Raw genomic sequence first — 12,837 nt, 5'->3', positions numbered from 1 at the left:
CGTTGCAGGGCGATGGTGGGCCGTTCGCTCGAACCACAGACGTGCAATGCTGAAAGCTTGGCGAAGGCTGGCCGGATCGCCGGGATCGTCTGTGACGATCCTGGGCCTGCTGTTTTCGTTCGTCGTCGTCGCCTTGTTTCTCGTCGATCTGGCCGTCCGCTATCGAGAAGCGGTCGCGTCTGCCAAAACCGATGCTCTCAATCTCTCGGCCATTCTGGCCGAACACGCCGCGATGACGTTCGAAGACATCGATCGCGTGTTGCTTGAGGCGCAGGCGATCCGCAACGACGCTTTGTCGGGAAAATACGCCGATCCCGGTGCCGCCAACGCCGCGTTGCGGCAACTGGTCAAGAGTTCGTCGATCCTTGTCGCGGTGGGTTGGACCGATGCATCCGGAACGGTCGTTGCGCACTCCTACGACCACGCGCTGCCGCGCAACAACATCTCCGACATGGCGCACTTCATCGCGCAGCGCGATGGTGCCGGCACCGGATTGTTCGTTGCGCCACCCTATCGCTCGGCAGGGGGCGACAAATGGTTCAGCGCGGCGTCGCGCCGTTTGAGCAACCCGGATGGGAGCTTTGCGGGCATCGTCACTGCGCCGCTGGATCAATCCTTTCTCCTCAAGATCTACCGCAAGATCGATCTTGGCCCGAATGGCTCGGTGGTGCTGCTCCATCGCAACGGGCGGATCCTCGCGCGCGTTCCGGAGCAGAATAAGGTGCTGGGGATGTCGGTCGCCGGCGGGCCGCTGTTCAACCAGTATCTACCGGTCTCCGAGGTCGGCTCATACGAACTGACGAGTCCCGTCGACGGCGTCGCGCGTATCGCGGGCTACAAGGCCGTGTCCGGTCTGCCGCTGGTTCTGGTCGTGACCTACGCGCGCGCTCACGTGCTGCAGCCATGGTATCGGCATCTCTACACCTTTGGACCACTCGCTGCTGCGATCGTCGCCATCCTTCTGATCGGCACTTTTCTGCTGCGGCGGCAAACGAATGCGCTTGCGGCCGCGAGCTCCAGGTTCGACGTCGCATTGAGCAACATGCCGCATGGGCTCAGCATGTTCGATGCCGGCGAGAAGCTGCTGGTCGCCAACAGTCGTTATCGCGAGATTTATCACCTCACGGAGTCGCAGGTCGAGCCTGGAACGCCGCTCAACAGCATCGTCCGTGGCTACAAGAGCGTTGCAGGCGATCTCGATGTCAGGGAGTTCCTCGACGGCGCAAGGCACCGGACTCCGAGGATCATCACACTCGCCGATGGCCGGACCATCTCGATCGTGCGAACGCCGATGCTGGATGGTGGCTGGGTCGCGACTCATCAGGATATCACCGAGAGGCAGCGAGACGAGATCCTGCTGGCCGAAAATGCCGCCGAACTGAAGCTGATCAACGCGCGGTTCGATGTCGCGATCAATAACATGAATCAAGGCCTGTGCCTGTTTGACGCAGACAAGAACCTGGTCGTTTCCAACTGCCGGTACCAGCAGATGTACGATCTGCCGGACGAACTCGTCAGGCCCGGTACGCCGCTGCAGCGGATATTGCAGCACTATCAGGATCGCGGCGAAGCCAGCTCGCTGAGCGTCGATCAGCATGTCCGGCTCATGCCGACCCAGCGACAGCAGGACTATGAGTTGAAAGACCACCGCCAGATCCTGATCCAGCGCAAGCCGCTGCCCGACGGCGGCTGGGTCGCGACGCACGAAGACGTCACCGAGCAGAAACGTGGCGAGCAAATGCTGGCGCAGAAAGCTGCGGAGCTCGAGGCCATCAACTTGCGCTTCGATGCCGCCCTCAACAACATGTCCCAGGGGCTTTGCATGTTCGATGCGGAGCAGAGGATCGTGGTGTCGAACGCGCGCTATTGCGACATTTACCACATTGACCACAGCCGGATCAAACCCGGAACCACGCTGGCGCAAATTCTCGAGTATCGTCGCGAGCAAGGTACGCATTTTGTCGATGTCGCGCCGGAGGTCTATCTCGATCGCAACGTGAAGCAGCTCAACGAGACGCGCGAGCTTGCGGACGGGCGTGTCGTCGCGATTGCGCGGCACATGATGCAGGACGGTGGCTGGCTCACGACCCATGAGGACATCACCGATCGGGCGAGAAACGAGAAGCGTATCGCGTATCTCGCACAGCACGACCTGCTCACGGGTCTGGCGAACCGCGCCGTCTTTTCGGAAAAGCTCGACGAAGCGGCAAAGCGTTTGCAAAGGCATGGCACGACATTCACCGTGCTGATGCTCGATCTCGACCGGTTCAAGCTGGTCAACGATACGCTCGGTCACGCCGCAGGCGACCAGCTGCTGGTCGATGTCGCGCGCCGACTGAGTTCGTCGCTGCGGGATACGGACGTGTTGGCCCGGCTTGGCGGCGATGAATTTGCGATCATCCAGGAGAACGAAAACGATCAGAGCGAAGGTGCGATCGCACTGGCGCTGAGGATCATTGGCCTCATCGAGCAACCGTTCGATCTCGGCAGCAACCGCGTCAGCGTCGGTACTAGCATCGGGATCGCCTTTGCGCCCGAGCATGGCGTCAACCCCGAGACGTTGCTGCGGAAGGCTGACCTCGCACTTTATGCCACGAAATCCGGCGGACGAAACGATTTCCGCATCTTCCAGACCGACATGACGGAAGCTGCCGACACGCAAAAGTGGATGGAGGGCGAACTGCGGGACGCCGTTGATCGCAATGAATTCGAGCTGCACTACCAGCCCGTGATTGATGTTCGGACGCGCGCGACGACGGGCCTGGAGTGCTTCGTGCGCTGGCATCACCCTTCGAAGGGCGTGTTGCCGCCTTCGCAGTTTCTGGCCGCTGCCGAGGCGGCCGGACTGATGTTGCCACTTGGTGAATGGATCTTGCGGCAGGCTTGCCTGGATGCGTCCGCCTGGCCGGCGCACATCCGCGTCGCCGTCAATATGAGCGCTGCCCAGTTCCACAAGCCCAACATCCTGGATGTCGTCCTGTGCGCGCTCGTCGAGTCGGGGCTGTCGCCCGAGCGGCTCGAACTCGAAATTCCCGACGCTGCGCTCATCGAAGGGAATCTGGCGGCTCACCTGCTCACGGTCCGGCAATTGAAGAACCTGGGCATTGGCGTCGTGCTCGATAATTGCGGCGTGGGCTATTCCGCCGCAAGCTACCTCCAGAGCTTTCCATTCGACAAATTCAAGATCGACCGGGCGATCGTGCAGGGCTGTGCGACGCGAAGGGACTGCGCCGCTGTGGTCGCCTCCGCCGCCGCATTGGCGCGTGGTCTCGATGTCGCGACGGTCGCGAAAGGCGTCGAACTCCCCGCGCAATTCGAGGCCTTGAAAGCGGCCGGAGTAGACTTCGCGCAAGGATATCTGTTCGGGCGGCCGGTGCCGAATTCCGAACTCGACTTCAAGGCGATCTTGCCGGTGCAGAACGTCGCGTGATGGCATGACCTCCGCCGGAACACAGGCGGCTCATTGTTCAGGATGCAGAAGATGAACTTGGAGAACGGCCTGATCGATCAACTCGAGGCGACGCTCGCCAGCCGCGAGCTGTCAAAGCGTGCCGAGCTCCTGCGAAAGGTCGCCGATCTCTTCGTGTTCGGCTCGGGCAAATTTACGGACGAGCAGATCGATCTATTCGACGAGGTGATGAGCACGCTGCTCCGGACCATCGAATGTGCCGCCCGGGCGTCGTTCGGGAGCCGTCTTTCCAGATTGCCCGACGCACCCCGCCGGACCATCCGTCTATTGGCGTTTGACGACGCGCCGGAGGTGGCGATGCCGATACTTGAGCACTCGCCACGGCTCGACGAGGCGACGTTGGCGGAGAACGCGAGGACCAAGAGCCAGGATCACCTGCTGGCCATCGCCGGTCGAACCCAGTTGACGGAACCCGTCACCGATGTCCTCGTCGGACGCGGCAACAACGATGTTGCGGTACGGGCCGCAAGCAATGGCGGCGCCAGATTCTCGCCACAGGGTATGTCCAGCCTCGTCGGGCGCGCGCGAGACAATAGCGCGCTCGCGATGTGCATCTGGGCCCGCCCGGATATTCCGCGCGAGACCCTGCTGAAATTGTTCGTCCATGCATCCGAGATGGTGCGATCCAAGTTGGAGACGGCCGATCCACGCCAGGCAGCTCTGATCCAGAGTGCCATTGCGGAGGGTTCCGATAAGCTTCAGACGGTAGCGCGAGCAGGCTCAAGCGAGCATGCCCGGGCGTTGGCCGAGGTGAAATCCCTGCATTCGGTCGGGCAACTCGACGAGGCACGCGTGCTGGGCTTCATCGGCGAGCGAAGTTTTGACAAGACTGCCGTTGCCTTGTCGCTCATGAGCGATCTGCCGATTGGAGCGATCGAGCGTGCGCTGGTCCGCTCCGAGCCCGAGCAGATTCTCATTCTCGCCAAAGCCGTCGGTCTATCCTGGGACACGACGAAGGCGATCTTGACGTTTCAGCCCGACGCAGCCCACGAGGCGAAAGAACGATTGGAGCAATGCTTTGCGAGCTTCCTGCGGCTGAAGCCGAATACCGCGAAGGCGGCGCTCCAGTTCTATCGGCTCCGGGAGCGCGCAGGGCAGGGTGCTTCGCACTAGCCCCGGTGGTCGAACCACGCTTGCTCGCTGGCCTCCCCGAAGCGTTGCGGCTCATTCTTCGCCGGCTACAAACCTGCATTTTCCGAACTACTCACGGTCGGCGCGGCAGGGGCCTGGAAAGACGCCAGGTACTCGCGGATCGATTGGTCGGGGATCGCCTTGCGCGCAATCAGGTGGTGAACGCAGTTCGCGGCAAGGTCGAACGAACGGTAGCAATGATGAGCAATCATTGCGAGATGTTTCAGTTGCTCGACCGTCATCTCGGCTGGCCGCATGAAGTTTCGCACATAGACGATGTCAGCCTCCAGCAACTGGTTCATGGCCGCATACGGATTGGACGGGTCGCTCAACGGGGCGATCATGCGCCGGTTGATCGCCGTAAAAGCGTGGGGAACGAACCCTTGTTTGCGCAATTCGACGTCGATATCGCCGAATGTCGGCTGCTCCTTGTAGAGGCAAAGAAACGAGACCTCCGTTTGGATGGCGACCGCCTGCTTCAGCTTTTGGCGCCCGCTTCCGAAGACAGCCAGTTCGGAGCCCTGAACGTCGATTTTCAGCAAATCCAGATCGCGGATTTCGGCGATATCGTCGAGCCTGCGGGTCTGGACCGGATGTTCACTGACCACGCTGCCCCATTCGGCGAATTTAGCGAAATGCGACAGAACATTCTGATCCGGAAGCAGCAGGCTTGTCATTCCCGGTGTCCGGCAGAAGCGCAGTTTCGCCTTGTGCCCGTTTCCGAGGACGTAGTGATAGTAGCTCTCCAGGTCGCTCTTGCGGGCATTGAGCACAGCGAGCGCCTCGTCCTGCGGTTCAAAACCAACGACGGTGCAAAGTCTTCGTTGCAGCATCGCTTTGTAGGGCGGGTCACCGTCAATCGGGTTGGCCCCGACATCGACCACCGACGTCAGTCGCGCCGGCTGGATCAGACCGTTGAGTAGATCCGGTTCTTTGTTGTTCATGTGACCGCCGTGACCACTTCTCTTTGTTCGGGCAGATTGGATCGCGATGCAATGGCGACTCGAAGAAGTCGCGCGTCGAAAGGCATAGGTTTGACAACAGTATTCGTTGTCTGTGGCGCTAGGTATATCGCAGACGACGATGCGGGATAAATGGATTCCTTTGCGCAAAGTCAACAACGGCGGAAGCGAACATTATCAAGACGAACATCAACGAACGCGGCTGAATCAAAGAGCCAGTCGAACGGAGTGGGGTAAGAGTAGCCAAGAGGCCGATGTATCCGAAGGAGACGATGCGAACTGAACGGCAGGCTCTTTGCTGGTCAACGCGGTCGCGCGATGAGGAACGCGGACCACTGCGAATCTACAGAGTTCAGGCAAGGTACACTCAACGTGCCCGGCGCGGGTGCACGGTCCGTCCTGCGGACGGTTGCTCCTGGATCGATGCCCGCGGGTTTAAATCGCAATATACGTTCGAGCGGCCAGAAGCTGACGCCAGGCATTGAGCTCTCGTACTGTATGAGCAGTCATAGCCCATCTCACCTCCCATCACGCACCAAGGATATTCATAGGATATCCGAGAGGCTGGTGCGTCGGCAGTGGGCGGGCTCGGCGCCGCCAACGCCAGCAAAAGCAGAATGGTATGCATGATTGGTTCTTCTCGTAGGTGGTCCGAAGAGCCCGCCAGCTACGCTGGCGGGCTGAGGTCGTTCGCCGAGACGTCTAATTTGTTGTCTCGCCAAAATCTACACGGCGTTTCCGCAACTCGTTAGCGGTGGGTAGGATCTTCTCCTCTGCCTGGCCGAATTGCATTTCTTTGAAGCCCTCCGGCTCCTCCGCTCGCGCCGCTGCTCCCCATGCCGGAATTCCCTGCGCCGCTAGCTCCGACGCCTCCCGTGCCAGCTCCGGTTGTCCCGCCACCGCTCACCCCAGCTCCTGCGCCACTTCCAGCTCCAGTTCCAGCCCCTGCACCGGCCCCGGCCCCAGCGCCACCAGCTCCACCAGTGCCACCGGCTCCTTGAGCATAAGCTCCCGTCATCGAGGCCGCGGCGAGCAGCGCACACGTGAGGATCGACAAGGTCGTATTTCGCATTTCACAACTCCAGTTTGATTGCAGGTGCGGGACAAACTGAGCGGAGCGTGAACGTTCCTATTGGGCAGACATGAGGGTTTGCGGCTGGCGCTTGTTAGTGCCGCTGCTCCAGGCGAGTAGGCGCATCTCCGTCGCGCGTCATCGTGGCCAGGGCTAATCGCGATGATCGAGATGCTCCGACGTGAGCATACGCAAAAAGACCGTAGTCGGAGGTCTGTTGGAATAGTCGCTTGCGGGGAATTGACGGCGGCGACGATGGCGAAGGGTGTGCAGCGCTGGCCGCTCGGGAGTCGATGCGAATCCTCCGGATCGCTCAGAAGCGACTCACTTCTCCTTTTCCTTGCCCGATAGCACGTCGAAATAGGTCCGCTTCGAGTCATCAGCGCCAGAGCCGTAGGCATAGTTGGACGAAGGGGTCTGGTATCCCGGCGGTGGCTCTACGAGGCTCCTCCGCGTGGGTTCTCCCGTGAACGGCTTCTGTTCGCTGCTGCCGCTCTTGAACAACGTACCGAACAAGCCACCTGAGTAGCCGAGCTGGGCAGGGCTCAGAGTCGGTTGATTCGGGCTGACCCCCGGCTGGACGGGATCAGAGTTCTCCCGTGGTGCTGCTACGCGGCCGGCATCGAGTTCTTTCGGCGTCAAGGGTTGGGCAGCCACATACGGGTCGACCGCCCTGTTGCCTCCACTTTTCTTCCTTGCGGCAGCGGCTTCCCTGCGCCGCCTCTCGTCGGGATCCTTGGGCCAGTTAGGTGCGACCTTGGCTCCTTCGGCTGAAGTCGGCTGCGGCAGATCGAGCTTGGGCGGAACCACCAAGGGCGACCGCTCGCGATATTCGATGCCGGGAGTTTCCATGCTCTTTGCGCCGAGACCGGACATGAGGTTGTCGATGATCCTCTCCTCGAAGGTTCTATCGTCGTCCTCATCGTCATCGCCGGCGCGGGCCACACCTGCCGAACATACCAGACCGACACCCAGCATCACGGCGGCGAACTTCAGCCGGCGCCTCATACCCTGCCCGGGGCGCCCGACGATCGACCTGGTGGTGAAGCTGCCCATTGAATACCGTCCGTAATCGAGAATTTTCACGTGATGCCGTTCGCGCAGGACAAGGTTGATCTGCGGCAATGTCGGCGCTTTTACGACCACGTTCCAGCAGAATCGATATGACGGGAAGCGTCGAGCCGGCAACCTATTCGCAAGAGATCCGGCGAGCATAAGGCTCCGCGGAACCGGCGCCAATCCGGACCGCCGGCGGGGAAAATGGGGACCGAATCCAGACGCCGCGGCCCCCCAAACGCACGCGGGACCGATTCTAGTCCGCCGCCACTGGGCTGAGATGAAGATGCCGCGTGGCATCACGGCACGGCGGGTAAATCGGGCAGGTTTGGGCTGCCAACGAGGCGGACATGGTGCGCTTGGGGACAAGTGCATATTGAACGATTCCAAGAGAAAATGCCACCATTTATCAAGTGCTTGCGCGCCATTCTTCGGTTCAAGCAATCGTGATATTTGTGCAACAATCGCTGGAAAACGGCCGTTCCCTGCCCAAACCGAGGCAATCGATCATTGATTGATCAGGTCCGATCGTTTCTTATCCCGTTGCGACGGAGGGGGGCATCCCGAGGTCGTCCCGTCTAAGTCTTTCGCTTAAGTCCCTCGCGTTTATGCGGGTGTGTCCCAAGACGCGATCGGCTCTAGCGGTGATTAGAGGGGGAACGGGGAATTGGCCGTCCGGTCAATGACCGTCCCTGGAGAGCAAACTTGGAGGTTAACATGAACTTTAAGAGCCTTTTGCTCGGCTCAGTGGCGGGTCTGGTCGCCGCTGGCGGAGCCCAGGCAGCCGATCTTCCGTTGAAGGCCAAGGCCGTCGAATACGTGAGGATCTGCTCCCTGTACGGTGCGGGTTTCTACTACATCCCGGGCACTGACACTTGCATCAAGCTCGGCGGCTATCTGCGCGCCGACCTGATGCTCGGCGGCGCTGGCGACTACAACTTCCGCCAGGGCTCGTCAGCCGGTACGAACAACCGCCTGACCGACTACTACCATGGTCGCGCTCGTCAGGACTTGACCATCGATACGCGCACTGCGACCGAGTACGGCGTGGTTCGCACCTTCGCCGATCTGGTCTTCAGCTGGGACTCGACCTCGGTCACCGGCAGCACCCCGTCGGCGTTTTCGACCGGTTCCGCCACGCTCGGCCTCTACCATGCGTTCATCCAGTTCGCAGGCTTCACCTTCGGTCGCACCGTGTCGATCTTCGACGCTCCGTGGCAGAGCTATCCCGCTGGCGGTCCCGATACGCTTCCGGGCGGCAGCAACAACGTGACCGGCATCAACCAGGTTGCCTACACGGCTGACTTCGGCCAGGGCATCACCGCTTCGATCGCGTTGCAGGACATGACGACGGCGGCCGGTGGCCAGTCGAACCTCTTTAACACCAACGGGTTCACAGCTGCTGGTTTCATCACGGGCACCTATGGCGCCAATGATTGGGGTGGCACGCGTTCGCCCGACATCGTCGGTCAGGTCCGCGTCGACCAGGCCTGGGGTCTGGCCCAGATTTCGGCCGTCGCGCATGAGATCCACTCCGCGTACTACGGCACGACCGAACCCACTGACCATCCCGCCGATAAGTGGGGCTGGGCGGTTCAGGGTGCGTTGTCCATCAAGAACATCCCGACAGGGGCTGGCGACAGCATCAACCTGCAGGCTGTCTACACCGATGGCGCATCTCGGTACAACTTCCAGAGCTTGTTCCCGCAGGCCTTCTTCATGTACGGCGGCAGCAGCGCGGCGTACCAGAGCATCGGCGTGGCCGGAATTGCTGACGGCGTCTTCGGCACCATTGGTGGCGTGAACACCGGTATCGATACCGTCAAGACCTGGGGCTTCCGCGGTGGTTATACCCACAACTGGAACCCATACTGGGCGTCGGGCATCTACGGTGCGTATGCTCAGTTGAAGTATGGCGATACGGGCAAGGCACTCATCTGCGCCGGCTTCGCTACGCTTGCAGTCGCGGGTTCTACCTGTAATCCCGACTTCAACTTCGCGGCTGTCGGCATCAACACCGCGTGGACCCCGGTCAAGAACCTGACCTTCACCGCGGACCTGAGCTACTCGGTTCTGGACCAGAAGTACTCGGGCTTCATCGCCGCCCCGGCGTTTGCAGCCGCTGCCAAGCCGGCAGCTGTGTACGAGCTGAAGGACCAGAGCTCGCTCCAGATGCTGCTGCGCGCTCAGCGTAACTTCTAAGACTTAATTCTGAGCCGATACCAAAGGCCCCCAGCGGTTTCGCTGGGGGTCTACTTTTTTGCGGGTCAGCTTGAACATCTTCGCCGCGCGAAAATTGGAGATGCCGTGTTAGGGTCGCAAATCGTCGGAGTTACATGATGCGCGCGCTTCCCTTTCTCCTCCTGGTTTGGATTGCAATGTCCGCGGCCGGTCCAGCCGCGGCTCAACGGTTCGGCGGCGATTATCCGGTTTGCCTGCAGAAGTGGGAGTGGGGCGGCGGCACTTCGATTTCGTGCCGGTATAGTTCGTGGGAAGAGTGTAGAGCGTCCGCTGCGGGACTTTCCGCCATGTGCTTGGCGAACCCTTATGTGCAACGGCCGTCCTATCCAGACCGCGGTCCACGTCCGCGATAGCTGCGATCGCGGCCACCGCAATTGCCCGGCATCGATATTCTCGCGCGCGAATCTAGGTACCCGCACGGTCGTTTCGCGCCTTGAGGCGCAGGTCTGGCCGTTGTTCTCTCCATGAAAGCCGACTAGAGTTTTTGTGCGAATTCGCCAGAGCACAAATCCTTCATCCAGAAACCCAATCACATGTCGCAGCAAAGCCGAAACAAGGGAGCTTCGGCCCCTTCACTGCATACGTCGGCTATTCTGGACCAGGCCGTTGCGGCGCACCGTTCTGGCAATCTGTCGGAAGCAGAGCGGACTTACGCGGCCATCCTGAGGGGAAGCCGAACGCATCCCATCGCGCTCCATATGCTGGGGCTGTTGCACGCCCAACGTGGCAATTTCGCGGATGCCGAGCCATTGCTCAAGAAGGCTGCCCGGGTCGATCCCGGCAATCCCGACGTTCTTTTCAACTATGCCAACGTGCTGCGCGCATTGAACAAGCCAGACGATGCGCTCGCCTGGCTTGCCAAAACGATTGCGCTGTCGCCCGACTTCGCGGACGCCTATGTGAATCGCGGAGCGATCCTGATGGCACGGCAGGAGCTTCGCGGCGCGATCGCGGAATTTGATCGCGCCATTGCGATCGCGCCATCGAGCGCAGCGTTCGCAAACCGAGGCAGTGCGTTCCAGCAGCTCGGCCAGCTGGACCAGGCGCATGACAGCTACCAAAGGGCCGTCGAGCTTGTGCCTTCGAATCCGCATAACCATTTCGTCCTGTCTGAGGTCCTTGCCCAAATGGGCCGGCACGACGAAGCCATCGCAGCGCTCGAAAAAACGGTCGCGCTGAACAAGGCTTTCCCGTTCGCGTTGAGCAAGCTCGTTGCTGCCAGGCGGAAGCGTGGCGACTGGCGCAGTTTCGAACGTGAACAGGCCGCGCTGGACGAGGCGGTCGAATCCGGCGTGGCGGTCGACCCCTTCACCTTCTTTCATACCTCGTCGTCTCCCGCGCACCAATTGACCTGTGCCAAGACCTATGTCGCCGAGGTCGCACCGGACCGAGGTGCCGCGAGACCTGGAACTCCGTCGCCGGTTTCCCGGCTGCGGGTCGCGTACATGTCTGCCGATTTTTGCAATCACGCCGTCGCGTATTTGGCGGCTGGTCTCTTCGAGGCGCACGATCGCGAGCGCTTCGACATCAGCGCCATCTCCTACGGACCGGACGACCGCGGCAAGATGCGCGACCGCCTCAAGGCCGCATTTGAACGCTTTGAGGATGTCAGCCACGTTCCCGACGAGGACGTGGTCAAGCTGATACGCCAGCTCGACGTTGAGGTGCTCGTCGATCTGGGCGGCTTCACCGCCGGTGCGCGGCCGAAAATCCTGGCGCGCCGGGCGGCTCCCATCCAGGTCAACTATCTCGGCTTTCCCGGCACCATGGGTGCGTCCTATATGGACTACATCATGGCCGACCCGATCGTGATCCCCGAAGCAGAGCAGAAGTATTACGCCGAGAAGGTGATTTACCTCCCTCATAGCTATCAGGCGACCGACGCAAAGCGACCGATCCTGCCAAAGCTACCGGCCCGGAGCGAGGTCGGACTTGCGGATGATGCATTCGTCTACTGCGCGTTCAACAGAACGTCCAAGATCACGCCGGTGCTGTTCGATGTCTGGATGAGGCTGCTTGGCAAAACCGCCGGCAGCGTCCTTTGGCTGCTTGATGCGGACCCGATCGCCAGGGAGAACCTGAGGCGTGAAGCCGTTGCGCGCGGCATCGCCGCCGAACGAATCGTGTTCGCCCCATTCGCGGCTGCCGACGAACATTTGGCGCGCCACCAGCTGGCGGATCTGTACCTCGACACATTGCCTTACAACGCCCATACCGCGGCCAGCGACGCTCTTTGGGCTGGCTTGCCCGTCCTGACCTGTCTCGGCACCGCCTTTGCGGGACGTGTCGCAGCCAGTCTCTTGAATGCTGTCGGCCTTCCTGAGCTGGTGACGCGATCGCTGGACGAATATGAGACCCTAGCGCTTCGGATCGCGCATGATTCCGAACTTCGAACCGCCCTCAAGAGCAAGCTGGCGGCGCATCGGTCCACTTGGCCTCTGTTCGATACTGTGGGTATGACGCGACACATCGAAAACGCCTTCAACGAAATATGGCGCCGGCATCGCGCTGGCGAAGCGCCGGCCTCGTTTGCCGGCTAGACCTGCTCTCTCGAGCTTGCGACGCGGTCGGCGCTCGCTATGTGGCGTCCTGACTAAGTGGTCTAGGGATGAATCTGGTGCGCGCGCGAGGAAACGCCGCCCGTGGGCTCGTGGTCCCGCGAGCGGCGCAGAGCGCAACGCATCAGAAACGATCGGTTACTGCGACCGGTCCGAGGTCCAGCCCTTGTACTCGGCGACATTGTTCCGGGTCACGAGCTTCGAGGGCAGGAGCTCGACCGTCGAGGCTGGCTTCTGGCCGTTGAGTATGCCGACACCGATCTGCACCGCGCGCCGCGCCATGAAGAACGGGTCCTGCGAAGCGGACGCCTGGATCTGCGCCGCCGCCGGGTCCTTGAGCGCGGCCTC

8 protein-coding genes and 1 pseudogene are annotated in these 12,837 nt (G+C 61.2%); 5 read left to right on the top strand and 4 right to left on the bottom strand.

Going from position 1 to position 12,837, the window contains the following annotated elements; all coding sequences use genetic code 11:
- The first annotated feature begins 91 nt into the window (after nt 1-91).
- Nucleotides 92-3,430 carry a bifunctional diguanylate cyclase/phosphodiesterase gene (locus tag AC0L2O_RS05430; protein WP_473368973.1) on the top strand — a complete coding sequence of 1,113 codons (3,339 nt, stop codon included), beginning with the start codon at nt 92-94 and terminating at the stop codon, nt 3,428-3,430.
- Nucleotides 3,431-3,481: 51 nt separating this feature from the next.
- Nucleotides 3,482-4,582, top strand: a complete 1,101-nt coding sequence (locus AC0L2O_RS05425) for a DUF2336 domain-containing protein (RefSeq protein WP_473368972.1) — start codon at nt 3,482-3,484, stop codon at nt 4,580-4,582.
- Between the two features lie 65 nt (nt 4,583-4,647).
- Here AC0L2O_RS05425 and AC0L2O_RS05420 read toward each other — a convergent pair whose 3' ends face one another.
- The 3 genes from AC0L2O_RS05420 to AC0L2O_RS05410 all read right to left on the bottom strand — a co-directional run bounded on the left by AC0L2O_RS05420 (nt 4,648) and on the right by AC0L2O_RS05410 (nt 7,690).
- Entirely contained in the window at nt 4,648-5,544 is an 897-nt protein-coding gene (locus tag AC0L2O_RS05420) for an FkbM family methyltransferase (protein ID WP_409192374.1), read from the bottom strand.
- Nucleotides 5,545-5,929: 385 nt separating this feature from the next.
- Nucleotides 5,930-6,190 carry a DUF3551 domain-containing protein gene (locus AC0L2O_RS05415; RefSeq protein WP_473368971.1) on the bottom strand — a complete coding sequence of 87 codons (261 nt, stop codon included), beginning with the start codon at nt 6,188-6,190 and terminating at the stop codon, nt 5,930-5,932.
- Nucleotides 6,191-6,958: 768 nt separating this feature from the next.
- A complete protein-coding gene (locus AC0L2O_RS05410) occupies nt 6,959-7,690 on the bottom strand; it encodes a hypothetical protein (RefSeq protein ID WP_369726665.1) in 732 nt (243 codons plus the stop codon).
- Between the two features lie 717 nt (nt 7,691-8,407).
- On the opposite strand from AC0L2O_RS05410, the gene AC0L2O_RS05405 reads away from it, so the two are divergent.
- The 3 genes from AC0L2O_RS05405 (at nt 8,408) to AC0L2O_RS05395 (ending at nt 12,471) form a co-directional block, all read left to right on the top strand.
- Nucleotides 8,408-9,892: a porin gene (locus AC0L2O_RS05405; RefSeq protein WP_473368970.1), complete on the top strand. Its 1,485-nt coding sequence runs from the start codon at nt 8,408-8,410 to the stop codon at nt 9,890-9,892.
- A 134-nt stretch (nt 9,893-10,026) separates the two neighbouring features.
- Nucleotides 10,027-10,284 carry a DUF3551 domain-containing protein gene (locus AC0L2O_RS05400; RefSeq protein ID WP_473368969.1) on the top strand — a complete coding sequence of 86 codons (258 nt, stop codon included), beginning with the start codon at nt 10,027-10,029 and terminating at the stop codon, nt 10,282-10,284.
- Nucleotides 10,285-10,464: 180 nt separating this feature from the next.
- Nucleotides 10,465-12,471, top strand: coding sequence for an O-linked N-acetylglucosamine transferase, SPINDLY family protein (locus tag AC0L2O_RS05395; RefSeq protein ID WP_473368968.1), 2,007 nt, complete (start codon nt 10,465-10,467; stop codon nt 12,469-12,471).
- Nucleotides 12,472-12,627: 156 nt separating this feature from the next.
- Here the strand turns inward: AC0L2O_RS05395 and AC0L2O_RS05390 are convergent.
- Nucleotides 12,628-12,837: pseudogene (locus tag AC0L2O_RS05390) on the bottom strand (ABC transporter); the annotation flags it as partial.

This window comes from Bradyrhizobium sp. Kon10 (assembly GCF_055807395.1).
Note: the sequence above shows the minus strand (reverse complement) of the source record. Positions and strands in the feature narration are given on the sequence as shown.